Source organism: Rugamonas sp. DEMB1, from assembly GCF_029834475.1.
Taxonomy (GTDB): domain Bacteria; phylum Pseudomonadota; class Gammaproteobacteria; order Burkholderiales; family Burkholderiaceae_D; genus Rugamonas; species Rugamonas rubra.
Window position 1 is genome coordinate 3,528,086 of record NZ_CP122407.1, and the last position, 24,013, is coordinate 3,552,098.

Here is a 24,013-nt window from a genome sequence, read left to right on the forward strand (position 1 = left end):
CTTCCTTCAGCACGGCGCTCAAGCGTCCGCTCCCAGCGAGTTACCGGCCAGGTCGAACAGGCGCACCTCCAGCCGCCGCACCGACGGTACGCGAACCCGCGCCAACTCGCCGACGCGCCGCTCGATCTCCACCCACAGATCGCGCGCCCCTGCCTCATTCTTCATTCTTTCCATTGCTGCTTCCACTGTGTTTGCCTGTTCTATCTCTTGCACCAAATGGGGCGCATATCCACACTCCGCCGCGACGCGGGCCACGCCCGCCATCGCCATACTGCTTTTGCTCGAATGCGTGTCCCAATAACCGTCCAACACCTTGGCCAGCTTGCCTGGATGGCCGGCCAGCCACAACACCTCCAACTCGCGGCCGTCCTGCCGCAGCGCCGTCTCGGTGAAGTCGAGCGCGTCGCCGAGGAAGTTGGCGATCTGCACCGTGCGCCGCTCCGGCATGCCCAGCACGTCCTTGGCGTAGTCCCGCCCGATCTTCCCCGGCAGGTAGGCCACACTGGACGCGTTGTCGGCCAGCGCCACCCGCACATACACCTCGATGGAGGCGATCCAGGTCGACAGCGACATCGGCTCGACAATGCCCGACGTCCCGAGGATCGAGATCCCCCCCAGGATACCCAGCCGTGGATTGAAGGTCTTGCGGGCGATGACCTCGCCCTCCTCGCAGCCGATGGTCAGGTCGAAGCCCGAGTTCTCGGCCTCGGCCGGCGCCTCGTCGAGCACCTCGGCCACCGCCCGCCGCATCATCTGGCGCGGCACCGGGTTGATCGCCGGCTCGCCGACCGCCACGCGCAGGCCTGGCAAAGTCGCCGTGCCCACGCCGCGCCCGGCGAAGAAGCGCACCTCGTTCACATCGTTGCGCCGAACCTCGGCGAAAATCGTCGAGCCGTGCGTGTTGTCCGGATCGTCGCCGCCGTCCTTCAGCACCTCGGCGCGCGCGCCGCCGGCCATCGCCTCCACCCGCTGGATCGGCACCATCAAATAGTGCGCGCCGTCGGGCAGCGTGACGGCGACGCGCTCCCGCCGCTCGTCCAGCAGCAGCAGGTGTAGCGCCGCCTTCACCGCCGCCGTCGCGCAACTGCCCGTGGTGCGCCCGCGCCGCAGGCCGTTCAGGGCCAGCACGCTCAGGTCGAATTCGCTGCGTTCAGCCAGGCGCATACCCGGCGAGCTGGTTGACGGCGTCGATCATCATGCCGTTGACCACGCTGGCGGCCCACGGCGAGCCGCCGCGCGTGCCGCTGTTGGTGATGCGCGGCACTTGCAGGCAACGCCGCAGCAGTTCCTTGGTTTCCCGCGTGCCGACAAAGCCGACCGGCAGGCCGATCACCAGTTGCGGGCGCCAGCCGTGGTCGCGGATCAAGCGCACCGCCTCGGCGATGGCGGTCGGCGCGTCGCCGATCGCCACCACCACGTCGTTGCCGTACCTTTCAAAGCCACGGCGGATGCCGGCCGCCGAGCGGGTGATGCCCAGCGCTTCGGACATTAGATGCGTCTCGCGGTCGTGCACGCCGCACCAGGTGTCCACGCCCAGCTGTTCGAGCAGCGCGCGTTTCAGGCCGGTTTGCACCATCGTCACGTCGGTCAGCACGCGCTTGCAGCGCAACAGCGCGCGGATGCCGATCTCCACCGCGCCCGGCGAGAAGTACATGTCGTCGACGGCGTTGAAGTCGCCGCTGGTGTGCACCAGCCGCTGCAACACCGTCAACTGCTCGACCGGGAACGGCGCCCAGTCGCGCCCGGCGGCGATGATCTCGAAGCTCTCCGCCTCGATCGGATGCGGCACGTAGGCGGCAAAGCGCGTCGGCGCGGCCGGCACATTGGCTGCCCCCTCCTGCGCCAGCAGGCCGCGCACCGCCGTGTGGTGGGCCCGCTGCGGCTCGCCCACCTGCTGCTCGAAGCCGACGATCTGCACGCGGTATTTGCACAGCGAGCAGTTCATCGCGGCGCGGCCGGCGACGGCCTCGCGGGCGCGTTCGATCATCACATCGGCCAGCAGCGGATGCACGCCGAAGTAGCCGGCCTTGAGCACCTCCACAGCCGGCTCGCGCTCGGCCAGCTCGTCGGCCGCCGCGTAGATGCGCTTGACCAGCACGCCGTCGAACAGGAAGAACGGCAGCACCACCAACCGGGCGAAACCCATGCGGGCGGCGGCGCGCAGGCCGTCCGCCACCAGCGGCGTGGCGGTGCCGGAATAGCAAACGTAGACGCCGCCGAAGCCCATGCCCTCCTCCAGCATGCGCGCCAGCTTGGACACCTCGCCGTTGGCGTCCGGGTCGGTGGTGCCACGGCCGACCAGCACCAGGCAGGTGTCGGCGCGGCGCACCGTGGCGGTCGACGTACCCTCGGCCTCGACGATGCGCTCCTGCGCCAGTTGCAGCAGCTTGGGATGCAGGTTCAGCGGCGCGCCGAAATGGAAATCGATCTCGGGATAGTCGCGCGCCATCGCCTGCATTTCGGCCGGCATGTCGTTCTTGGCATGGCGCGCCGCCAGCAGCACGCCCGGCACCACGGCCAGCTGGCGCGTACCGGCCGCCAGGTTGGCCTCCACCGCCTCGGCGATGGTCGGGCTGGAGAACTCCAGATAGCCGTGGGTGACCACGTCCTGCGGCGCGCGCGCCCGCACCAGTTCCACCAGCGCCTCGAATTCGCGCACCGCGTCCGGATCGCGGCTGCCGTGGCCGGCGACGACGATGCCGGACTTGATCGCGGCCGGCCCCTCAGCATTCACTGGTGCGCCGTTCATTTTGCCGGCGCCGTTTCAAGTTGGCCCGGCGCCGCCTCGATCTGGCTGGCCATCGGCGCCAGCGTGCGGATCAGCATGATGCTCATGTCCGAGCAGCGGTGCTCGGCGCATTCGGCCAGGCTGCCGTGCCATTCGGCCTCGCCCCGGGTCAGGTTTTCCCACACCTCGACCGGATGCTCGGGCGGGATGCCCTGCTCGATCAAATAGGCCGCGATATGCCAAGGCATGAAGGAACGCGCCTCGTCCCACGGGCAGGGAATCACGATGGCGTTGCGCTGGTCCTCCAGCACGTGCACCAGATGGCGCTTGAACGGCGTCAGGTCGCCGCGCCGGTGGAAGGTGACGAAGGTGGTCTCGTCGAAGCACACCTTGGTGCGCGAGGCCAGGATCTGCGCCGACGAAATCCCCGGCAGCGACTCGACCGGATGGCCGCAGGCGCGCTCCACCCGCTCCAGGTATTGGAAGCCGCTGAAGTGGATGTCGCCCATGAAGACCACCACGCACTTCTTGCCGGCGTGGTGTTCGACGGCCACCTCGTCGAGCTTGGCGACCTGGTCGCGGTAGCCCATGGTGATGACCTGGGCCTCGGCCGGAATCAGGCTGCGCACCACGTTCAACACGGCCTCAAAGCCGGCCACCACGTCGGCGTCGCGTATCAATTGCGCGCCGCGTTGGGTCAAGTAAGCCACATCGCCGGGACCGGCACCGATACAAATAATCATACAAACTGCTCCTCAAATTGTTCTTGCAGTGGCGCTTGCCGTTTTAGCTGCGATGTCAGCTGCGATTGCAGTTGCGCCGCCACGCCGACCACGTCGCCGATGATGACGATGGCCGGGCTGCCGATGCCGGACAGGCGCACCCGCTCGGCCAGCTGGCCCAGCGGCGCGGCCACGCAGCGCTGCTGCGGCAGCGTGCCGTTCTGGATGACGGCCGCCGGCCGCGACGGCGGCATGCCCGCCGCCAGTAGTTGTTCCGTGATCCCGGGCAGATTGGCCACGCCCATGTAGATCACCAGCGTGCCGCCGGCCGCCACCAAGCCGGCCCAGTTGGGCGGCGTGTCGTTGCAGCCGTGGCCGGTCAGGAAGGTCACGCTGCGGGCGTGGTCGCGGTGCGTCACTGGGATGCCCAGCGCCGCCGGCACGGCCATGCCGCTGGTGATGCCACTGACCACCTCGACCTCGACACCGGCCGCCTGCAGGCACTGCACCTCCTCGCCGCCACGGCCGAACATGAATGGATCGCCGCCTTTCAGCCGCGCCACCGTCTTGCCGGTCAGCGCGTGCTCCAGCATCTGCTGTTGGATTTCTTCCTGCGTGGCCGAATGGCGGCCGCCGCGCTTGCCGACTTCAACCACCTGCGCGCCGGGCGCGACGAAGCGCAGCACCTCGCGGTTGACCAGCGCGTCGAGCAGCACCACCTGCGCCTCGCCGAGCAGGCGCACGGCCTTCAGCGTCATCAATTCCGGGTCGCCGGGGCCGGCGCCGATCAAATAGACTTTGCCCGGCTTCATACGGCCCCCAGTCGGGCGCGGATGGTCAGCACCAGATTGTCGGCCGACAGCTGCTCCAGCGTCAGACACTCGGCGCCCAAGGTCTGCGCCAGCTGCGCCGCGCGGCCCAGCTTGAGGTAGCCGGTCTCGGTGTCGAGCACCAGCGCCGGCACGCCGCGTTCGGCCAGCAGCCCGGCCATCGCCAGCGTTTCGCGCCAAGGGTCGCCGCCCTCGGCCAGCGCCACGTTGGCCTTGCCGTCGGTGAGCAGCACCAGCAGCGGCGGCGCGTTGTTCGCGCCGCGTTCCAGCGTCTCCAGCGCCAGCTGCATGGCGTGCGGCAGCGGCGTGCGGCCGCCGGTCGGCAGCTGGCTCAGGCCCTGCTCGGCGCGGTCAACGCTGCGCGTCGGCGCCAGCAGCAGCTGGGCCGACTGGCCACGGAAGGAAATCACCGCCACCTCGTCGCGGCGCTGGTAGGCGTCCGTCAGCAGCGCCAGCACGGTGCCCTTGACGGCCTCCATGCGCCGCTGCGCCGCCATCGAGCCGGAGGCGTCGACCACGAACAGGATCAGGTTGGCGCTCTTGCCGACGCGGATCTGCTGGTGCAGGTCGGCCTTGGTCACGCTGACATTGCCAGGGTCGCGCAGTAGGGCGCTGCGCAGCGTCGCGCCGACCGCCAGACTGCTCGGATTCTCGTCCGGCACGGCGCGCACCACGCGGCCGCGCGCGGCGTTGGCGGCGTCGCTGCGCCGGCCCATGGCGCTGCGGCCGATGCTGGAGCTGGCCGCCACCGTCAGATGGGGCGCAGCACCGCTGGCGCCGCTGGCGAACAGCTGTTCCGGCTGCTCCTGCTCGTCGTTCGCCGGGGATTGCGCCGCCTCGTGGTCGTGGTCGTGGTCGTGGTCGTGGTCGTGATCGTGATCGTCCTCGGCCTCGGCCTCGCCGTCGCCGGAGTCGTGGCCCTGCCCTTGTGCCTGTTGTTCCTGTTGCTCCTGTTGTTCGGCTTGCTTCTGCGCCTGGTTCATCAAGTCGTCCAGCTTGTCCTGGTCCAGACCCGGCTGTTCAAACGGCTTGCGGCGGCGGCGGTGCGGCAGCACCAGCTCGGCGGCGCTGCGCAGATCGGCCGGCGTCACCTTCAGGCGGCCGTCCAGCGCCGCCAGCGCGCGCGCCGCCTTGTGCATGACGATGTCGGCGCGCAGGCTGGCCACCTCGAACTCGCAGCACAGGTGGCTGATCAGATCGAGCATGGCGTCGTCCAGCTCCACCTGCGGCAGCAGCGCTTGCGCCGTCGCCAGTTGAGCGTTGAGCGCATCCTGCTGCGACTGCCACGCCGCAGCGTAGGTGAGCGGATCGGCCTCGTAGGCGATGCGACGGCGCACCACCTCGGAGCGCACCGCCTTGTCGCGCGGCGCCGCCACTTCCACCATCAAGGCGAAGCGGTCCAGCAGTTGCGGACGCAGGTCGCCCTCCTCCAGATTCATCGTGCCGATCAAGGTGAAGCGGGCCGGGTGGCGTATCGACAGGCCCTCGCGCTGCACCGAGTTGACGCCCATCGCCGCCACGTCGAGCAGCACGTCGACCAGATGGTCGGCCAACAGGTTCACCTCGTCGATGTACAAAATGCCGCGATGCGCCGAGGCCAGCAGGCCGGCCTGGAACAGCTTGCCGCCGCCCCGCAAGGCGCTGGCCACGTCCAGGCTGCCCAGCACGCGGTCCTCGGTGGCGCCCAGCGGCAGCGTGACGAAGGGCACGGCGGACAGGCCCGCCGTGGCGCCGTCGGCGCGGCAGACCTCGCAATGCTCGCTCGGCGCATCGCCGGCGCAGTTGAAGGCGCAGCCGGCGACGCGGTCGATGCGCGGCAGAATGTCCGCCAGCGCGCGCGCGGCGGTGCTCTTGGCCGTGCCTTTGTCGCCGCGTATCAGCACGCCGCCCATGCTGGGGTCCACCGCGCACAGCAGCAGCGCCGTTTGCAGCTTGGGTTGGCCGACCACGGCCGCGAAGGGGAAATTCGTGCTTCTCATCTTATCCATTGCGCGGCGTCTCGCCGCGCGCCTCCAACAGGGTTTCACTATTCAAGTACAGCTCGCGCAGCCGCTCCAGCGTCTCGGCGCGCGGCGCCTTCCACATGCCACGGCCGGCCGCCTCCAGCAGGCGCTCGGCGATGGCGTTCTGCGCCCACGGATTGGCCTCTTGTAGGAACTGCTGCATCTGCGGATCGAAACCGTAGGCCTGCGCCACGTCCTCGTACATCCAGTCGTCCATCACCTGCGCCGTGGCGTCGTAGCCGAATAGATAGTCGACCGTGGCGGTCAGCTCCAGGCCGCCCTTGTAGCCATGGCGCTGTATGCTGTTCAGCCATTTCGGGTTGACCACGCGCGAACGGAACACGCGCAGCGTCTCCTCCTTCAAGTCGCGCACCTGCGCCCGCGCCGGGTCGTGGCTGTCGCCGAAATAATGGCGCGGCTGTTGGCCACTCAGCGCGCGGATGGTGGCGATCATCCCGCCGTGGAATTGCAGGTAGTCGTCGCTGTCGAAGATGTCGTGCTCGCGGTTGTCCTGGTTGTGCAGCGCCACCTCCACGCCGGACAGGCGCAGTTTGAAGGCGTCGCGCTGGTCCACGCCCTGCGCGCCGCGCGCGTAGGCGTAGCCGCCCCAGTTGACGTAGGCCTCGGCGAAGTCGGCGTCGGTCTCCCAGTTTTTGTGCTGGATCAGCGGCAGGATGCCGGCGCCATAGCTGCCCGGCTTGGCGCCGAACACGCGGTAGGCGGCGCGCTGTTCCGCTTCCTCCTGCGGCAGGCCCTGGCCGATCCAGTCGCCCAGTTCGGCCAGATAGTGCTTGCGCACGAAGTTGTGCGTCAGCGGCTCGTCCAGCTGGATCACCGTGTTGACGGCCTCGTCGATCAGGTCGATCAGCTGCGGGAAGGCGTCGCGGAAGAAGCCGCTGATGCGGGTCGTCACGTCGATGCGCGGACGCTTCAACTCCTCCAGTGGGATCACCTCGACGCCGCTGACCTGCCGGTTCTCGGCGCGCCAGACCGGGCGCACGCCCAGCAGCGCCAGGATCTGCGCCACGTCGTCGCCATGGGTGCGCATCGCGCTGGTGCCCCAGATGCTGATCGCCACGCTTTCCGGATAGGCGCCGGTCTCGCGCTCGTGGCGCGTCAGCACCTCGTGCGCCAGTTGCAGGCCGACGCGCCAGGCCGACTGCGACGGCACGCTGCGCGGGTCGACCGAGTAGAAATTGCGCCCGGTCGGCAGGATGTGCGCCATGCCTCGGCTGGGCGAACCGTTCGGACCGGCCGGCACGTATTGGCCGGACAGGCCGTTGAGCAGATTGTCGATTTCGTCGGTGGCCAGGGCCAGGTTCGGCACCAGCTCGCGGCAGGCGAAGCCGAGAACGCTGCGCAGCGCCTTGAAGCGGCTGGCACGGTCGCCCTGCGCTGGCACCTTTTTAGCAGCGGCGGTGGGCGCCGTTGTCGTTACCGGGACTGGCACAGGCGTAGGCGTAGGCATAGGCGTAGGCGTAGGCGGAGCCACAGGCGAAGGTGCCGCCGTGGCCGCCGCCGCTAACGCTGCTGCCGGCCGCGCCGGCAGCATGGCGCGCGGCTTGCCCATTTGCGCCAGCAAGGTGCCGCCGCCGCTTCGCATGGCCGGTTGAAGCAAAGGCTTGGCTATGGCATCGTCGGCGTCAAGCTGGCCGAACACCTGATCCAGCACGGCGTCGATACGTTCGGCGGCGTACTCGGTTTCGCGCAGCTCGACGAACAGCTTCAGGCACAGGCTGTCGATCGCTTCGAGCGCGTCGGCGCGCGTGACCACAGCGCGCTCGGCGATGCGGGCCAGCGAAGGCACCACGTTGACGCGACGGCCCTTCTGCTCGAGCAGCATGGTCAAGTCCAGCCCGAACAGGCGGGCGACTTCCTCCTGCAAGCCGGGCACGTCCTGATTCGGCAGGCGGGTCAGCGAGACCAGCATGTCCGGCAGCTGTTCGTGGTCCGGGCCGCGTCCCAGGATGTGCAGGCCGTCGCGGATCTGGGCCGAGCCCAGTTCGCACAGATAGCCGTCCAAATCCTCGATCAAGTGGGCGACATCGGAGCCGCCCATCGCGGCCAAGGCCGCCGGCAATTCGCCTTCGTGTTCATGGTCGTGGTCGTGATCGTGGTCATGACCGTGATGGCCATGTTCGTGTCCATGGTCGTGCGCGTGCGCGTGCGCGTGGCCGTGGTCATGGCCGTGATCGTGTCCATGTCCATGATCGTGCCCGCCCTCGTGGTCATGATCGTGATGCAGCAAGCGCGCCTGCAAATCCGCATCCAGATTGGTCTGCTTGACCAGCTCCCAAATCTGCTGCTGCAACAAGGGCAGCTTGGACGGGTCGAGCACCTCGACCTGATAATACTCGTCCACCAGCTGCGTCAGCTGGGCCAGCGCGCCGTAGGTGTCGGCGGTGGTCATCGGCGGCGTCAAATGGTCGACCACCACCGCGTGGGCACGGCGTTTGGCCTGCGAGCCCTCGCCTGGATCGTTGATGATAAACGGATAAAACAGCGGCAGATCGCCCAGCAGCGCGTCCGGGAAGCAGTTCTCCGACAGCCCGACGCCCTTCCCCGGCAACCACTCCATGGTGCCGTGCTTGCCGACGTGGACGATGGCGTCGGCGCGCCACTCCTCGCGCAACCAGCGGTACAGCGCGTAGTAATGGTGGGTCGGCGGCAGGTCCGGCTGGTGGTAGATCGCGTCCGGGTCCATGCCGTAGCCGCGCGGCGGTTGCAGCGCGACGAAGGTGTTGCCCAGCTCGATGCCGGCCAGCGCCAGATGGCCGTCGTGGAAGTAGGCCTCACCCGGCGCCTCGCCCCACTGCGCCACCATCCGCTTGCGCATGTCTTCCGGCAGATCGGCGAACCACTCGGCGTACTGCGCCGTCGGCACCCGTCCCGCCGCGTTGGCCAACTGCTCGGCGCTCAAATAGATATTGTCGTAGGAGCAGCGCGCCACCAGGTCGTGGATCAGCGTCGTGCCGTCCTTCGGCAGCGTGCCGACGTCGTAGCCGGCCAGGCGCATCGCCTCCAGAATCCGCATCAGCGAGGCCGGCGCGTCCAGGCCGACCGCGTTGCCGATCTGCGAGGCCTTGCTGCTCGAATTGGTGAACATGAAGGCGACCCGCTTGGCCGCGTTCGGCACCCGGCGCAGCTGGGCGAAGCGCGCGGCGATGCCGGCCACCCGCGCCACCCGTTCGAACACCGGCTCGTATTCGATCACCTCGCTCGGCATGCCCGCCGCGCGCGCCTTGAACGAGATGGGCACGGTGATGATGCGGCCGTCGAACTCCGGCAGCACCACGTTCATCGCCGCGTCCAGCGGATTCATGCCGCGCGCCGACTGCTGCCACTGCGCCAGCGTCATGCCGCTGGTGATCGCCTGCAGCACCGGAACGTTGAGCGTCTCCAGCACGCCGACCGACCAGCCGGCCGGGGTCGAGCCGCCGGCGGTGATCTCGCCCATGGCGAAGGAGGTGGTGTTGATCAGCACGTCGACCAGCGTGCCCTCGGCGCCACGGAAGTAGCGCAAGGCGCTCGGCAGCGCGCCCGCCTCGTCGGCCCCGGCGCGCAGCGACGAGGTGAACACCGGCAGCACGTTCATGCCGCGCTTTTCCAGCGCGTCGAGCATGGCGTCGACGAAGCGGGTGTTCCCGCTCATCCAGTGGGCGCGGTAGAAGACGATGCCCACGCTGGGCTTGTCGGCCGCGCGCATGGCCAGCCAGTCGGCCGTGTCCGCGCCGGGCGCCAGGTCGGGATGGTAGATGCCGTGCTCGGGCAGCTTGTGGGCCGGCTCGAAGCCGAAGCCGGTCAACAGCAAATGGTCGGACAAATAGCGCAGCAGCTGGGCCAGGTTGGCGCTGCCGCCGGCCTGGAAGTATTCGAGGCAGTGGCGCAGCACGTCCGGCGCCACCGTCGACACGGCGGCCAGCTCGGGGTCGGCCTCGCCGGTGCCGCTGATGGCGATCAGGTGGATGCCCCGGCGGCGCGCCTGGCCCACCAGCTCGGCCACGCCCGGCACGCTGCCGAGCCGCCCCAGCACGCGCAGGATGACGACGCGGGCGGCCGACAACTCGCCGGCCAGCAGCGCCGTCATCTCGCTGTCGCTGGACAGCGGCTGCAAATTGATGCCGTTCAGGGAGGGGAACTGCGGCGGCAGCTGGGCCAGCGCGTGGTGCAATACGGTCAGGTCGTTCGAGGCGTGGGTAAGCAGAACAATCTGCGCCTGGCCTGCTGGTGTTTCGGACATCTTATTCTTCCGCTGGACAGGTGTCGCCTTCGCCTAGGCGATGGAAAATCAAATCGGTGACTTCTTCATCGCCGAGCAGGTGCTCGGTGACGATGCGCTCGACCGCCGCCTCGTCGACGCGGTTGTACCAAACGCCCTCCGGGTAGACCACCAGCACCGGCCCCTGCGCGCGGCAGGCGACCATGCAATGGGTGCGGGTGCGCTTGACGCGCAGTTCCGGCAAGGCGTCGATCTTCTCGCCCATCAATTCGAACATGGCCTGGGCGCGCTCACCGTTTTCGGTGCAGCGCGGCCCCACGCACATGAACACGTGGCGTGTGTGGGTTCTCATGCGCTCAGTTGAATTTCTTGAAGAAGTAGCCGGACAGCGCGCCCAGCGCCAGCCAGAACACGGCGTTGGCGAAGGCGGTGGCGTAGATGAAGGACTGCGCCAGTTCGGCCGGCGCGGCGCTGGCGTGCACCAGCGGTTGCGGCGCGCCGACCAGATGCGGCGCCAGCAGCATGGCCACGCCGGCCAGCTTGAGCGGCCAACGCGGCGCCAGCGCCAACAGCGCCAGTCCGCCGGCCGTGGCGGCCACGGTCAGCAACCACCACATCTGGCGCGCGCCGAGCGGCGCGGCGGCGGTGCCCGGCACCTCCGGCGGCAGGCCCAGCGACGGTGCCAGGAAGAACACGGCGTAGCCGGCCGCGCCCCACAACAGGGCGCCGCGCCAGCCGTGGCGAACGCCGCGCAGCGTCATCGCGGCACTGAGCAGCAGGCCGAAGGCCACCGCCATGCTGATGTTGGCCAGCGCGCTGAAGAAGGTGCGCTCGGCGCCGTTCTCCGGCTTCCAACCGCCGTGCTCGTGGCCGTGTTCGTCTTCGTGCTCGGCGCCGGGCTGGGCAGCGGAGGTAGCAGAGGCGGCAGTGTCGGCAGTGTCGGCGCCATGCGCGTGGCTGGCCGGCGCGGCGGCGAAATCGGCGGCGGCGGCATTGGAAGCTGCTTGACCGTGCTCGTGGTCCCGCACGACCGGCCCGTCGTGCGCATGCGCGCCCACCGAGCCGTGCGCGTGCCCAGCTGCGGCGCCGTGTTCATGCACAGCGGAGGCCACATGCTCATGCGCCGCCGCGGCGGGGTGCTCGTGCGCGACCTCCGCCTTGAGTTCCCGCACACCGTCGGCATGCCGCTGCGGCGCGGCGACGGCGTCCGCAGCGGGTTTGGGATCGGCCTTGGCCTGCGCGTCCTCGTAGGTCTCGGCCTGCAGGATGATGGGCGCCACCTGCAGGCTTTGCAGGCCGGTCAGCACCAGGCCGGACAGCAGCCCGGCGGCCACCGCCGTGCGCACGATGCGGTTGAAAGGACTGGTCTTCGCCATGCCATTGCTTTGCTTCAGTGGCACGGGAAGCCCGCCGAGTGGCGCCCGTCGTGGGCGGCGTTGTGCAGTTCCTCCATCGGCGAGAAGGCGGCGCCGTACAGCAGGGCGACCGCCAGCGCGCTGGCGAACAGGGCCGGCAGGACTTTGTCCTTGGCGGTGGACGTGGCTGGGGCGGTGGCGTGATCGACGACGGCGGAGGCGTGAATTGACATGATGTCCTTCCAGAAAGCACAAATACCAGCCTGGACGGCACGACGAAAAAACGCGCGCGGCGAGCGGGACTGGAACAGGGATCTATACCGGGAGGACCAACAAATGTGGGTGCGCAACACTGCAAACCACCTGGATCGCCCTCCGCGATACAAACGTGTATGTTCAGTTTCAGGCTGGTCTCCGGACTCTTGAAGCGATCTCCCTGGGGAGATCAAAACCCGCGCCTTCCCATGCGTTAACACAGTGGCGTAATGCGGGTTTTCGATTCAAATACCGTTGCGGGGGCAGTGCCGGAATTGCTTTTCGTCGAAAAACTTACCGGCTTCCCATTTCACCGCCCGGACGATCATCCGGGCAACGAACCTGAAACAATGTTGCAAGTTTGTGATTGTATTCACGAAACCCTTGACTGGCAAGACAATTCCAACCGAAGCGGGCGGCGCCGGAGCGCCGCCCTCGGTGGCCCTCGGTGGCCCTCAGTGGCTTAGTCCTGCGGGCAGCGCACCAGCCCGGCGCCGAAGTCGAACGGGTCCGAGCCGTCGACCATGCCGGCCGTGCTCGCCATGCCGGCCAGCTTGGACATCAACTGGAAGCCGTTCAGCCGGCCCGCCTGGTTCAGCTTCTGCGCCCACAGCGCCGCCACCCCGGCCACGCAGGGCGTGGCCATGCTGGTGCCGCTCATCGCGCGCAGGCCGCCGCCGGCCGCCGCCGAAACGATGTTGACGCCCGGCGCGCTGACGTTGACCCCGGTGTTGGAGAAGAAGGCCACCTCGAACCGGGCGCCGTGCTGGCCCAGCGCGCCCACCGACAGGATGCCCTGCGCCACCGCCGGCGGCGCCACCGCCACCTCGTAGTCCGGATCGATCTTGCGCTTGCTCTCGTTGCCGCCGGCGGCCACCACGATGGTCGCCTGGGCGCTCAACTCGTGCGCGCTGATCAGCGCCGACAGGCTGTCGAACAGGCGCGTGCTGGCGCGGTAGCCCTCCAGCGCGCGCGAGGTGGCCAGGTCGGCCGGCATGCCGGAGTCGACCAGGGCCTTGACGTAGCCGGGGAAGTCCATCCCCAGCGACATGGAGATGATGTTGGCGCCCTCGTCGACCGCCCACAGGATCGCCTGGACGATGTTGTCGCTCGACCCGCTGCCCTGGCTGTCGAGCACCTTGCCGATCAGCGCCTTCTTGACGCCCGGCGCCACGCCGATCGGCACGCCGCCGACCGGGCGGCCGAAGGCGATGCCGGCGCAATGGGTGCCGTGGCCGTGGCCGTCGCCGTTGCCCTCGCCGGTGAAGTCCTTCTGCACCAGCTCGACGCCGGCGAAGGCGGCGTGGTTGGCGTCGATGCCGGTGTCGAGGATGGCCACCACGATGCCGTCGCCGTCGAACGGCGAGGTGTCGGCGCCGACCGCCGGCAGGCCCCAGGCCACCTGGGCGCTGGCGCCGGTGACGCTCTCCGACGACACCGGCGCGATCAGCCGCATCGGCATCACCGGCGCCACCGCCACCGTGTCGGCCTGCGCCGCGATCAGGCGCACCTCCTTGCGCTCGACGCTGTTGACCTCGGCGCTGACGTTCAGGCCGGGCACGCCGGCCTGCGCCATGGGCATGCCGAGCACGCCGGCCACCGGCCCGCCCCACAACTGGTCGCGGGTGGGCGAGGGTTCGCGGCGCAAAACGATGAAATCGGATTTCATTTTCTTCTCCTGTAGGAAACGCACTGTGCTGGAAGGAATCGACTGTCAAAAAACTGACCGATCCATGCTACGCAGATGGCGCCCACAGGCTTTGCGCGAGCGCACAGTTGCGCGCCGACGCGGTGGATTCGTCAGGCCAGTTCGGCGTAGCCCACCGCCCTCGCCTCGGCCTCCAGCAAGGCGATTCCGGCATAGTCCGCCGCGCCGCGCCGCTCGAAGCCGAGGATCGACAGCGGCCGCAGCAGTTCTTGCAGACGGGGCGGCGGCGCCAGCAAGGCCTCGCGCAGCAAGCGCACCGCCTCCTCCGGCACGGCGGCGCCGGCGATCAGCGGCAGGCCCGGCGCGGCGGTCGAATACTGCAACACGGCCAGGCCGGCCAGGCAGGCCGGATCGCACCGTAGCAGATAGCCGAGGCTGACGCAGTCGATGGCGGCGATGTCGGCGGCGCCCCCGCGCAGCAGGGCCAGACTGGCGGCGTGGCTGCCGCTCCAGCGCACCGCGCCGAAGAAGCGGCCCCGCTCGGCCAGCGGCGCCACGGCGTGGCGCAGCGCGTTCATGCCGCTGTGCGAGCCGGCGTCGTTGACGGCGGCGACGCGGCCGCGCGCCTCGGCCAGCGTGCCGATGCCGCCCCGTTGCCGCACCACGATCGCGCTCGAATAGTCGCTGCCCCGGCAGCCGGTGAAGTCGTAGCAGGGCGTGGCGAGCAGCCGCACCCGGCCGCTCAGCGCGGTCGCATACGGGTAGCCGCAGGTCTGGCTGAGCAACAGGTCCGGCCGCCGCCACAAGTCCGGCAGGGGCGGCTCGCGCAGCGCTTCGACCCGGCCGCGCCAGCCGGCCGCGCGCAGCAGGTCGAGCAAGGCGCCCTGCAAGGCCTCGTAGCCGTCGCGCAACTCGGTCGAGACGTTGTACATCGGCAAGGACATCGTCCAGCTCATCGCTAGTCCGGCATGTGCGGGTGGACCGGCGCGTCGACCGGGCGGAAGCCGAAGCGGCGCGCCAGCTCGCCATAGCCGCGCACATGGAAGCCGCCGCTGCGGGCCAGGTAGGCCTCGCGCCGCGCCCGGTAGACGCGCGGCATCAAGTACCACGGCAGCGACGGCAGGTCGTGGTGCACCAGGTGCAGGTTGTTGTTCAGGAACAGCAGGCGGAACAGCGGCTCCGCCTCGTTCAGCACGATGCGCTGCTTGTGCTCCTCGGCCGGCCGGTGCTCGTAGTAGGAGCGGATCATGGTCAGCGACTGCGCCGGATAGGAAATGGCCAACACGTAATACAGCGGCGACATGCCGAAGGCCGCGTGCAAGCACCACAACATGGCGCCCAGCATGGCGAAGTGGCCCAGCCACATCGGCACCTGCCGCCAGTCGCCCTGCAGCGGCTGGCGCAGCGCCTCGCCCCAGGCGCCGACGATGGTGATCGCCGGGCCGACCAGCATGCGGCCCCAAAAGGTCTTGTTGAACCAGTGCAGCTTGCGCAGCGGCTTGCCCATGCCGGCCCAGCGCGCCGGCGACACGTAATAGCTTTCCGTGTCCAGCGCCGGCATGGTCAAGTGGAAATCGTTGTGGTGGTGCATGTGGCTGTCGCGGTACAGGCGGTAGGGATACCAGATCGCCAGCGGCGCCAGGCCGAACAGGCGGTTCAGCCACGCCCAGGGCGTCGGATGGCCGTGGATCAGCTTGTGTTGCAGCGACATGTACCAGGCGCACCACCAGATCATCAACAGCGTGGCGGCGAGCGGGCCGATCTCCTGCCAGTGCGCCAGCGTGGCGTACCAGCCGCCGTAGATCAGCGCCATCAAGGCCCAGGTCGGCCACTCGGCCAGCCACAGCAGGCGCTGCCGCTCCTTGGCCACTTGCAGCCTCTGCTCCGCGTCGATGTATTCCGATGCCTGCCTCTTTAACAATGCTGCTTGCATACCGGCCTTTCCTGGCGGATGGTGGGAGCCTGTGTGGCCGTTTCGAGCGTAGCAAAGAACGGCGCGGCGATGGTGCCGCCGGCCGGGTATTTTTTCAGCGCATCACAACTTGCCTTCAAAGCGGCAACCTTGACTCCAAGGCAATCAGAAACGCGCCTTCATCCGCAGGCCGATGGTGCGCGGACGCGCCATGAACAAGGTGTCGCCCGGTTGGATGGCGATGCTGTTGGTCGTCACGTCGTTGACCTTGTTACCGTTGCTCAGGTTGCTGCCGAACAGGCCCAGCTCGTAGCCGCGCGTTTTATAGGTCACGGTGGCGTTGACGGTGTTCGACGACGGAATCTCCGAATAGCCGCCCTGCTCCTTGGCGAAGTTGGTGTAGGCCTTGCCACGGTAGGCGTAGCTGGCGGAAATGCCGATCTCGTCCGTATCAAGCACCGGCACGGCGTAGCTGAACGTCGCGCTGGCGGCGACATGCGGCGCGTACGGCGTGCGGCTGCCGGCCGGAATGTTCTGCGCGGCGATGCCGGTCAACACCGTGTGCTTGGCGTAGGCGTCGTTGTAGGCGGCGCTCAGGCCGAGCGTGGCGCGGCGCGTCAGCTTGAACGCCGTCTCCAGCTCCACGCCCTGGCTGCGCAGCTTGCCGGCGTTCTGCGTGAAGTAATAGGTGCAGGGCAGCTTGTTGAACACCTGCACGTCGCTCCACTCGATCAGGTAGGCGCTGACGTTGAGCGTCATGCGCCGGTCGAGCAGGGTGTTCTTCGAGCCGAGCTCGTAGTTCCACAGGCTGTCCGGGGCGAAGGTGGACGGCGCGTTGACGCCGCAGAAGTTGAACGGCACCGGCTGGTTGTTGCCGCCGTAGCGGAAGCCCTTGCCGGCGGCGGCGTACAGCAGATGCTCGGCGTCGACATGGTAGGCGGCGGCGAAGCGCGGGTTGGCGCCCTGCGCCGTGGCGCTGCTGCGGCTCTCCTCCGGCACGCCGACCGGCGCCGCCGGGCTGGCGCCGACCAGGTTGCCGAACAGGCCGGTGAAGCGCAGGTCGAAGTCCTGCGTGCCACGGAACAGGCGCAGGCCGGCGGTCAGGTCGAGCTTGTCCCACACGGTGTAGGTGGCCTCGGCGAACAGGGCCGCCTGGCGCGACTTGGCGTGTTGCAGGCCGGAGAAGAAGTCGTCCGGGCCGAAGGCCAGGTCGTTGGTTTGCGAGTTGTAGCCGGGGAAGTTGTGCGTGGCGGCGAAGCGCGCGTCGAAGCCGGTGGTCGGCTCGTCCTGGCGCGTGGCCCGCTTGCCGCTCTCGAAGAAGGCGCCGGCGGTCCACTTCAGGGCCCGGCGTCCTTCGAGTTGAGGCGGAACTCCTGGGCGAAGTCGGTCACCGCGTTGCCGATGGTGTAGGCGGCCTGCATCAGCGGCGCCTTGCCGCCGAAGATGAAGGCGGTGGCCGGATACTGCGCCGAAGTCAGGTACAAGGTGTCGCGGTGCAGGTAGGAGGTCGACGAGACCAGCTGGGCGCGGCCCAGGTCGTAGCTCAGCGCCAGGTTGTACAGTTGCAGATTGTCGTTGCTGTTTTGCGGCAGCAAGGCGATGGTGGTGAACGGCGCCAGGCCGGCGTAGGCGTCGTTGACGCCGCCCTTGACGTTGGAGGCGGTCACGCTGGCGTCCACCAGCAAGTCGGCCGAGGCGCGCAGGCGCATTGCGGCGCGGCCCTGGTTGGTCGAGACGGCGTTGGTGGTGGCGCCCGTCAGCGCGTTCCGGATGTAGCCGGAATCGTTGCCGGTGTAGCCGGTCAGGCGCAGGCCCAGCACTTCGCTCTTCAGCGGCAGGTTGACCATGCCGCGCAGATTGTGGTTGTTGCCGCCGAAGCCGGAGGTGCGCGAGCCGACCGCCTCGACCGAGCCGAACAGCTCGTTGGTGTCCGGCTTTTGGGTGATCTGGCGCACCGCGCCGGCCATCGCGCCGGCGCCGAACAGCGTGCCCTGCGGCCCCTGCAGCACCTCGATGCGCTCCAGGTCCAGCACCTTCAGGTCGGGATTGCCGGACTTCAGCGTCACCGGCATGTCGTCGACATACACCGCCACCAGCGACGAGTCCTGGATCTCCGACGGCACGATGCCGCGCACCACCAGGCCGCGCATGGTGATGTTGTTGACGCCCGGGGCCTGCTCCTGCACGCTCATGGCCGGCACCTGGCTGGCGATGTCGCCCAAGTTGCCCAGGCCGAACTTGGCCAGGCTCTCCGGCTTGAGCACGGTGACGGCGGCCGGCACCTTCTGCACGTCGACGGCGCCGGCGGCGCGCGTGGCGGTCACTTCGACGCGCTCGATTTTTTCCGCGTTGACGCCGGCGCCGGCCTGCGCCGCCGGCGCCGACACTTGCGCCTGCGCCGTGCCGATCACGCCGAGCGACAACACCACCAAGGCGCCATGGCCAATCAAATGCTTACCCATCAGTATTCCCTCAAATATTGTTATCGTGTTTTTGTTGCGCGGGTACAGTTGGCGCGGCGGCATTGTATGCGGCCCGGGCCCAGCTTGGCAGCATTGTTTTGCAAATGGGCGGACGGCGCGCGCCCGGCGCGGCGGCGCCGCCGCGCTTGGCGCTGGCTTAGCCGGCGCCCAGCCCGGCCGGGCCGGGCAAGGGGGCGGGCACGGGCACGGGCGCGGGCCGCCCGCCGCCGCCCCGGCGGGCGCGGCCGAGCTGGCGGAAATGCGCCGGCGCCGTGCCGGCCCAGGAGAGGAAGGCGCGGCGGAAGTTGTGCGCGTCGCTGTAGCCGAGGCGGCCGGCGATCTCCTCGTTGCTCAGCTCGCTGGTGCGCAGGTAGCTGAGCGCCAGCTGCATGCGGTGCCGCAGCAGGATCTTGCTGAACGAGGTGCCCTCGGCGTCGAGCCGGCGGCGCAGCGTGCGGCAGCTCAGTTGCAGCGCCCGCGCCGTCTGCTCGATATTGGGAAAGGCGCCGTGGCGCTCCATCAGGATCGTCAACACCAGGCCGGACACGCTGGTGCCGCTGCTGATCTGCTGGAAGCTCTGCTCGCACAGCTCGAGCATCATGGCGTGGGTGATCGGGTCGGAGGCCCGCTTCGCCGTCGCCGCCAGACGGCCGAAGCTGACGTCGTTGGCGGCGCAGTCGAACTCGATCTCGCAAGCGAAGATGCGGCGGTAGTCGGTGGCGTTGGACGGCGCCGGATAGCGCAGGCGGATGCGGCGGAAGCGAAAGGCCTCGCCGTACAGATCGCGCATCACCGTCAGCATGCTGGCCAGCTTCATCTCCATGGCGAACCGGTACAGCGCGTCGGTCGGCGCGCAGGCCAGCACCGGCGTCAAGCCCCACATCGGCTGGCGCGCCGTGCCGACGTAGTGCAGCATGACCAGCGGGTCGACCAGGCCGTTGTAGCGCTGCACCACGCCGACCAGGCTGTCGCGGTCCGGGCTGCTCAACAGCGCGTAGCCGTACACGCCGCAGGCGCTGACGTGGAAGCGCAGGCCGACCTGGAAGGCGATGCCGCCGCAGCCGCGCGGCACGTTGCCGATCACGGCGAGGATCTGCGCGACGGAAAAGCGCGACGAGGGCATGTAGATCGTCGCCGGGTCGATGCCGCTGCCGGCCAGCGACAGCTGCGGCGCCTGGCCGTGCTGTTGCAGGATCTCGGTGAGAAAGGCGATGACGTGGCCGGGATAGACCCGGGCCAGCTGGCCCGGCTGGACGATATCGGGGTCCGTGCCGGCCGCGCCGGTGGGCGCCGCCGGGCGCGCTAACTCGATGGTTTTCCTATCCATTCCTCATCCAGGCTGGGCGTCGGCGCCGGCCACCGCCACGGGCCGGTGGAGGCCCAGGCACTGCACGAAGGCGGCGAACACGGCGGCGTCGAGATGGCCGTCCAGGCACCATTGCGCCATGCTGTCGAGCGCCTCGAGCGGCGTCCAGGCCGCCTTGTACGGGCGGTAGGAGGTGACCGCGTCGTACACGTCGCACACCGCCGCCATGCGCGCGTACAGGCTGATCTCCGCGCCGCGCAGGCGCTCCGGATAGCCGCTGCCGTCGATCTTCTCGTGGTGGTGCAGGCAGACGTCGAGCACCAGCGGCGGCAGGTCGCCGATGCCGGCCAACACCCGGTGGCCGAATTCCGGATGGCGCTTGACGATGTCGAACTCGGCCGGCGTCAGCCGGGCCGGCTTGTGCAGGATCTCGGGCGGGATGTCCATCTTGCCCAGGTCGTGGAACAGGCCGGCCAGGCCGCAGTCGCGCACCCGCGCCTCGTCCAGGCCCAACTGCTTGGCCAGGGCCACCATCATCGCGCACACGGCGATCGAATGGATATACGTATAATCATCAATGGTTCTCAGGCGGACCAGCTGCAACAAGGCGTCCTGGTTGCGCAGCACGCTGGCGCCGATCTCGTCGACCAGCGCCAGCACGCCGGCGCACGACGACATGTTGCCGCTGCGCGCCTCGGCGAAAACGGCGGCGACGGCGGCCTTGGAGCGGGCGATCAACCGCGTCGCCAGCGCCGCGTCGGCCGGCGCGGCCGCCAGGCGGGCTCGCGCCGCCCTCGCCGGCTCACCGTTGCTCCGAGCGGCCGGCGGCGCCGGCGCCGGCGTTGGCGGCGCGGCGGGATCGGCGACGTCGAGCACTTGGCCAGGTCTATCCACATGTCGCCCGCGCCGCAGTTCTGCACCCTCAGCAGCAGCGCCTCGCTATCGACGGCGAAGGTGCGCTTCCAAAACGGATTGTCGAACCAGGAACCGCACAGCCTCTCCACATACATTCCCTTGCGCGCCTGTCGCACGGAAATCTTCTTCAACATTTGCGAATCATAAAATCTCAGTAAATCAAAGGTGTGTGCATTTTGAAAACATCTATTTCCAATTAGAAATATGTCTATCTAGCTTAATTGCTACCGAACAGGCGAACAAGATCAATATCGGCAATCTTCGGGTCATATGGGGACAGGCCCGCTCCAGTTGCGCGGCGATTCGGCCGGTCGGCGGCGCAGCAATAAAAAAGCCCCTGAAAAATCAGAGGCTTGCGGCGGCCGCCGGGGATGCCGGCGGGCGGGTCGGGAGGGCCGGTCGGCTACGGCTTGGGGTGCAGCCGCGAGTTGCGCCGCGAGTAGCCGAAGTAGATGGCCAGGCCGATCACCAGCCAGATGCCGAAGGCGATCCAGGTGGTGCGGCTGAGGAAGGTCATCAGCGCCAGGCAGAACAGCACGGCCAGCGCCGGCACCACCGGCACGCCGGGGCAGCGGAAGGCGCGGTGCAGGTCGGGCCGGCGCTTGCGCAGCACGATCACGGCCACCGACACCAGGCAGAAGGCGGCCAGCGTGCCGATGTTGATCAGCTCGGCCAGCACGCCGAGCGGCACCACGGCGGCGATCAGGCCGAAGACGATGCCGACCACCCAGGTGGCAAAGAACGGCGTGCCGAACTTCGGATGCACGGTCGACAGCTTGGCCGGCAGCAGGCCGTCGCGCGACATGGCGAAGATCACCCGGGTCTGGCCGTAGGCCATCACCAGGATCACCGTGGTCATGCCGAGGATGGCGCCGAGGTCGACGAAGCCGGCGAACCAGCCCTCGTTGGCGTACTGCAGCGCCAGCGAGATCGGGTGGTCGACGCCGGCGAATTTTTGGAACGGCACGATGCCGGTCATGATCGCCGACACCAGCACGTACAGCACGGTGCAGACGGCCAGCGAGCCGATGATGCCGATCGGCAGGTCGCGCTCGGGCCGCTTGACCTCCTCCGCCGCCGAGGTCACGGCGTCGAAGCCGATGAAGGCGAAGAACACCAGGGCGGCGGCGCTCATCACGCCGTTCATGCCGAAGGGCATGAAGGGTTTCCAGTTGGCCGGCTCGACGTGGCCGGCGCCGACCACGATGAACAGGATCACCACGCTGACCTTGATGGCCACCATGATGCCGTTCATGCGGGCCGACTCGCGCACGCCCCAGGACAGCATGGCCGTCAGGAACAGCATGATCAGCAGCGCCGGCAGGTTGAACAGGGTGTCGACGCCGGGCACCGAGCCGGGCGCGGCGGTCAGCGCGGTGGGCAGGTGCAGGCCGAAGCCGGACAGCAGCGACTGGAAGTAGCCGGACCAGCCGACCGACACGGCCGAGGTGGCCAGGCCGTACTCGAGCAGCAGGCCCCAGCCGATCATCCAGGCCACCAGCTCGCCCATGGTGGCGTAGGTGTAGGTGTAGATGGAGCCGGCCACCGGCACGGTCGAGGCGAACTCGGCGTAGCACAGCGCGGCGAAGGCGCAGGCCAGCGCGGCGATGACGAAGGACAAGGTCAGCGCCGGCCCGGCGGTCAGCGCGCCGGTGCCGGTCAGCACGAAAATGCCGGTGCCGACGATGGCGCCGACCCCCATCAGGACCAGGTCCAGCGGTCCCAATACTTTTTTCAGGCCGCCCTCGGCGCGGCCCTGCGCCATCATGTGGTCCAGATTCTTGGTTCGGAAAAGGCTCAAGTGACTGTCTCCTGCTATGTTTTTGGATTGTTGTGGTGTACTCGCTGGCGCCGTCGCCGCACCGGCGCGCAGGATACGGACCCGCAGTCTACACCGTTTCCCCCCGGGTCCGACAGAGCCAAGTGTTCTTTTGGACAAGACGCGAGGCGCCGCCGCCACGCCCGGCGCGGACGAAAAAATGGCCCCGGCGCCAGGCGGGGCCACGATTCACGCCGCGGGCGGCCCGGCGGGCCGGACAGCGGCAGCGCATGCTGCCACGGTTCGGCCACGGCGGACAGCTCCGCATCAGCGATATTGTCGATCGAGAAGCAGATGGCCGGCGGCGCCGGCCACCGCACTTCAGCGGCCTGCTGCGGTCGACACGGGCTTGGGGCGATCCGGCGACTGAGAGCAAATCGCCAATCCGCCGGTTCTGCGGATTGCACGCCCGTCGTGCCGATCACCATGCCGGACGGCGCGCCGCTCGCTGTCGCAACGGTACTACAGCGGCGCTTCGCGTATCCGGAACAAGGCGCTGGGGGTGGTGGCGCCCAGGTCGAAATGGGGCATGGGCGGGCCGCCGGCGGCCGAATAGGTGTCGGCCATTTCCACCAAGGCCAATTGGACCTGCCGCCTCTGGCTTTCGGTGAACTGGGCCAGGCAGCGCGTGAAGGTGCTGGACAGATTGGTCAGCATGATCTGGTTGAACAGGTACAAGGACAACAGGCTGGCGAACACATGCCCCACTTCCACGTCCTCGTCGGCGTTGAAGTACTCGGTGCGCGGATGGTCGAAGCAGAGGAAGCCAAGGATCAGCTGCGAGTCCGACTTCTTGCCGATCTCGTTCAGATAGCTCTCCAGGCGCTCCTGCAACACCCTGTCGAACTCGGTGCTGAGGCCGTCCCTGCGCAAGGCGAGCGGCACGATCAAGGTCGACTGGTAGCAGCTGCGCGCGTCCGCCGCGCAGTCCTCGCCCCATACTTTGGACCAATCGCTCAGCGGGATGGCGCCGCGCCGGTCGGTCGAGTAGCGTTCCCTCAGCCTGGCCACATAGGCGTTGTCCAAGCGTGGATTGGCGTAACTCCCCTCCAGGATCGACGAGGGAATATTGTTGTTCAGATAGTAGGTGCCGCGCGCCGCCACTTGCGCGAAGCCGGTATTCTCGTCGATCCGGCTGCCGCTCGACGGATAGTCGACCAGCGAATCGCGCGCGACGGCGTAGGTGAGGATGTCCTTGTCTTGCTGCCGCTGCCAGTTCAACACCAGCGACATGCGCGGCGACACCGGATCGCGGTCATGGAAGTACTGGCGCAACAGTTCGAAGTTTTGCTGCGCGGCCTGCTGGGTGCGCCGGCTGAGCAGCTGGCTCAGCGCCAGCGTCGCCTCGAACAGCTGGTGCAGCGAGGCGCCACGGCGCTTGCCCGGCGCGTCGAACCGTTCCAGCGTCAAGCGCATCGCGCGGTGCTGCTCGTTGGCCACATGCATGAAATCGAGCAGCGCGGCCTGGTTGAACGACATGCCCCGGCGGGCGAACTCGGCGAAGCGGTGCGCGGCCCGCTCGCCGCGGCCGGCGCCGGGCGCCGGCAGGCGCGTCAAGGCAATACCCTCGCCCGCCTGCCGCCCCCCATGGCGGGCCTGCCAGGCGCGCGATTGGGCGATGTTCCGTCCCGCCACCAGCAGCGACTTGTTGCCCCTGAGTTGAAGCGCGTCGATCCAGCCGTGCGCCCGCATGGCCGACAGCAACTGCGATACCCCGCCGCCGCTTTGCGGTCCGACACCGCGCTGGCGCAGCAATTCCTTGACGCTGCTCCAGCTGACCTCCTTGCCGTCGGTGAGGACCTGCTCGGCCACCAACTCCCACGGTCCTTGCCGGCCGCC

The 24,013-nt window shown here is 68.6% G+C and carries 18 protein-coding genes, 1 pseudogene and 1 riboswitch; all 19 genes and pseudogenes read right to left on the reverse strand.

The genetic code is table 11. From position 1 onward, the window contains the following. Nucleotides 1-18 precede the first annotated feature (18 nt). Nucleotides 19-1,164 (reverse strand): cobalt-precorrin-5B (C(1))-methyltransferase CbiD, encoded by a 1,146-nt coding sequence (gene cbiD / locus QC826_RS15940; RefSeq protein ID WP_279761519.1) that lies wholly within the window; start codon nucleotides 1,162-1,164, stop codon nucleotides 19-21. Further along, nucleotides 1,151-2,749: a precorrin-8X methylmutase gene (locus QC826_RS15945; RefSeq protein WP_279761520.1), complete on the reverse strand. Its 1,599-nt coding sequence runs from the start codon at nucleotides 2,747-2,749 to the stop codon at nucleotides 1,151-1,153. Before QC826_RS15945 ends, cbiD begins: the two co-directional genes overlap by 14 nt. After that, nucleotides 2,746-3,471, reverse strand: a complete 726-nt coding sequence (locus QC826_RS15950; protein ID WP_279761521.1) for a cobalt-precorrin-7 (C(5))-methyltransferase — start codon at nucleotides 3,469-3,471, stop codon at nucleotides 2,746-2,748. The genes QC826_RS15945 and QC826_RS15950 overlap by 4 nt, the downstream gene beginning before the upstream one ends. Then, nucleotides 3,468-4,262, reverse strand: a complete 795-nt coding sequence (gene cobA, locus QC826_RS15955) for a uroporphyrinogen-III C-methyltransferase (protein ID WP_279761522.1) — start codon at nucleotides 4,260-4,262, stop codon at nucleotides 3,468-3,470. Before cobA ends, QC826_RS15950 begins: the two co-directional genes overlap by 4 nt. Next, complete coding sequence (locus QC826_RS15960) at nucleotides 4,259-6,259, reverse strand: putative cobaltochelatase (protein WP_279761523.1); 2,001 nt, start codon at nucleotides 6,257-6,259, stop codon at nucleotides 4,259-4,261. The genes cobA and QC826_RS15960 overlap by 4 nt, the downstream gene beginning before the upstream one ends. Nucleotide 6,260: 1 nt before the next feature. Next, nucleotides 6,261-10,523 carry a cobaltochelatase subunit CobN gene (locus QC826_RS15965; protein ID WP_279761524.1) on the reverse strand — a complete coding sequence of 1,421 codons (4,263 nt, stop codon included), beginning with the start codon at nucleotides 10,521-10,523 and terminating at the stop codon, nucleotides 6,261-6,263. Between the two features lies 1 nt (nucleotide 10,524). Next, complete coding sequence (locus tag QC826_RS15970) at nucleotides 10,525-10,854, reverse strand: (2Fe-2S) ferredoxin domain-containing protein (protein ID WP_093383534.1); 330 nt, start codon at nucleotides 10,852-10,854, stop codon at nucleotides 10,525-10,527. A 4-nt stretch (nucleotides 10,855-10,858) separates the two neighbouring features. Further along, a complete protein-coding gene (locus tag QC826_RS15975) occupies nucleotides 10,859-11,878 on the reverse strand; it encodes a CbtA family protein (protein ID WP_279761525.1) in 1,020 nt (339 codons plus the stop codon). Between the two features lie 14 nt (nucleotides 11,879-11,892). After that, the gene (locus QC826_RS15980; RefSeq protein WP_279761526.1) at nucleotides 11,893-12,090 is read right to left on the reverse strand and encodes a CbtB domain-containing protein; all 198 of its coding nucleotides are present in this window, start codon (nucleotides 12,088-12,090) and stop codon (nucleotides 11,893-11,895) included. Between the two features lie 154 nt (nucleotides 12,091-12,244). Beyond that, nucleotides 12,245-12,473, reverse strand: a riboswitch (cobalamin riboswitch). Between the two features lie 102 nt (nucleotides 12,474-12,575). Then, nucleotides 12,576-13,781, reverse strand: coding sequence for a S8 family peptidase (locus QC826_RS15985; protein ID WP_279761527.1), 1,206 nt, complete (start codon nucleotides 13,779-13,781; stop codon nucleotides 12,576-12,578). A gap of 131 nt (nucleotides 13,782-13,912) precedes the next feature. Further along, nucleotides 13,913-14,716: a phosphate/phosphite/phosphonate ABC transporter substrate-binding protein gene (locus QC826_RS15990; RefSeq protein ID WP_279761528.1), complete on the reverse strand. Its 804-nt coding sequence runs from the start codon at nucleotides 14,714-14,716 to the stop codon at nucleotides 13,913-13,915. Between the two features lie 2 nt (nucleotides 14,717-14,718). Beyond that, nucleotides 14,719-15,693 carry a fatty acid desaturase gene (locus tag QC826_RS15995; protein ID WP_279761529.1) on the reverse strand — a complete coding sequence of 325 codons (975 nt, stop codon included), beginning with the start codon at nucleotides 15,691-15,693 and terminating at the stop codon, nucleotides 14,719-14,721. A 144-nt stretch (nucleotides 15,694-15,837) separates the two neighbouring features. Beyond that, nucleotides 15,838-17,013, reverse strand: a complete 1,176-nt coding sequence (locus QC826_RS16000; protein WP_279766510.1) for a TonB-dependent receptor domain-containing protein — start codon at nucleotides 17,011-17,013, stop codon at nucleotides 15,838-15,840. Continuing rightward, entirely contained in the window at nucleotides 17,010-18,134 is a 1,125-nt protein-coding gene (locus QC826_RS16005; protein ID WP_279761530.1) for a TonB-dependent receptor plug domain-containing protein, read from the reverse strand. Before QC826_RS16005 ends, QC826_RS16000 begins: the two co-directional genes overlap by 4 nt. Nucleotides 18,135-18,291: 157 nt before the next feature. Then, nucleotides 18,292-19,461: an AraC family transcriptional regulator gene (locus QC826_RS16010; RefSeq protein ID WP_279761531.1), complete on the reverse strand. Its 1,170-nt coding sequence runs from the start codon at nucleotides 19,459-19,461 to the stop codon at nucleotides 18,292-18,294. Nucleotides 19,462-19,464: 3 nt separating this feature from the next. Next, nucleotides 19,465-20,334 carry an HD-GYP domain-containing protein gene (locus QC826_RS16015; protein WP_279761532.1) on the reverse strand — a complete coding sequence of 290 codons (870 nt, stop codon included), beginning with the start codon at nucleotides 20,332-20,334 and terminating at the stop codon, nucleotides 19,465-19,467. A gap of 8 nt (nucleotides 20,335-20,342) precedes the next feature. Beyond that, nucleotides 20,343-20,489 (reverse strand): annotated as a pseudogene (locus QC826_RS31680) (DUF3391 domain-containing protein); the annotation flags it as partial. Nucleotides 20,490-20,758: 269 nt separating this feature from the next. Continuing rightward, the gene (locus tag QC826_RS16020) at nucleotides 20,759-22,156 is read right to left on the reverse strand and encodes an amino acid permease (protein WP_279761533.1); all 1,398 of its coding nucleotides are present in this window, start codon (nucleotides 22,154-22,156) and stop codon (nucleotides 20,759-20,761) included. Between the two features lie 480 nt (nucleotides 22,157-22,636). After that, nucleotides 22,637-23,986: a hypothetical protein gene (locus QC826_RS16025; RefSeq protein WP_279761534.1), complete on the reverse strand. Its 1,350-nt coding sequence runs from the start codon at nucleotides 23,984-23,986 to the stop codon at nucleotides 22,637-22,639. Between the last annotated feature and the right edge of the window lie 27 nt (nucleotides 23,987-24,013).

What these genes read in the sequence shown, in the direction of transcription:
- QC826_RS15950 (WP_279761521.1), bottom strand. Translation starts at nt 3,471, where the DNA reads ATGATTATTTGTATCGGTGCCGGTCCCGGCGATGTGGCTTACTTGACC.
- cbiD (WP_279761519.1), bottom strand. Translation starts at nt 1,164, where the DNA reads ATGCGCCTGGCTGAACGCAGCGAATTCGACCTGAGCGTGCTGGCCCTG.
- QC826_RS15960 (WP_279761523.1), bottom strand. Translation starts at nt 6,259, where the DNA reads ATGAGAAGCACGAATTTCCCCTTCGCGGCCGTGGTCGGCCAACCCAAG.
- QC826_RS15985 (WP_279761527.1), bottom strand. Translation starts at nt 13,781, where the DNA reads ATGAAATCCGATTTCATCGTTTTGCGCCGCGAACCCTCGCCCACCCGC.
- QC826_RS15990 (WP_279761528.1), bottom strand. Translation starts at nt 14,716, where the DNA reads ATGAGCTGGACGATGTCCTTGCCGATGTACAACGTCTCGACCGAGTTG.
- cobA (WP_279761522.1), bottom strand. Translation starts at nt 4,262, where the DNA reads ATGAAGCCGGGCAAAGTCTATTTGATCGGCGCCGGCCCCGGCGACCCG.
- QC826_RS16005 (WP_279761530.1), bottom strand. Translation starts at nt 18,134, where the DNA reads ATGGGTAAGCATTTGATTGGCCATGGCGCCTTGGTGGTGTTGTCGCTC.
- QC826_RS15965 (WP_279761524.1), bottom strand. Translation starts at nt 10,523, where the DNA reads ATGTCCGAAACACCAGCAGGCCAGGCGCAGATTGTTCTGCTTACCCAC.
- QC826_RS15980 (WP_279761526.1), bottom strand. Translation starts at nt 12,090, where the DNA reads ATGTCAATTCACGCCTCCGCCGTCGTCGATCACGCCACCGCCCCAGCC.
- QC826_RS15970 (WP_093383534.1), bottom strand. Translation starts at nt 10,854, where the DNA reads ATGAGAACCCACACACGCCACGTGTTCATGTGCGTGGGGCCGCGCTGC.
- QC826_RS16010 (WP_279761531.1), bottom strand. Translation starts at nt 19,461, where the DNA reads ATGGATAGGAAAACCATCGAGTTAGCGCGCCCGGCGGCGCCCACCGGC.
- QC826_RS15945 (WP_279761520.1), bottom strand. Translation starts at nt 2,749, where the DNA reads ATGAACGGCGCACCAGTGAATGCTGAGGGGCCGGCCGCGATCAAGTCC.
- QC826_RS15975 (WP_279761525.1), bottom strand. Translation starts at nt 11,878, where the DNA reads ATGGCGAAGACCAGTCCTTTCAACCGCATCGTGCGCACGGCGGTGGCC.
- QC826_RS15995 (WP_279761529.1), bottom strand. Translation starts at nt 15,693, where the DNA reads ATGCAAGCAGCATTGTTAAAGAGGCAGGCATCGGAATACATCGACGCG.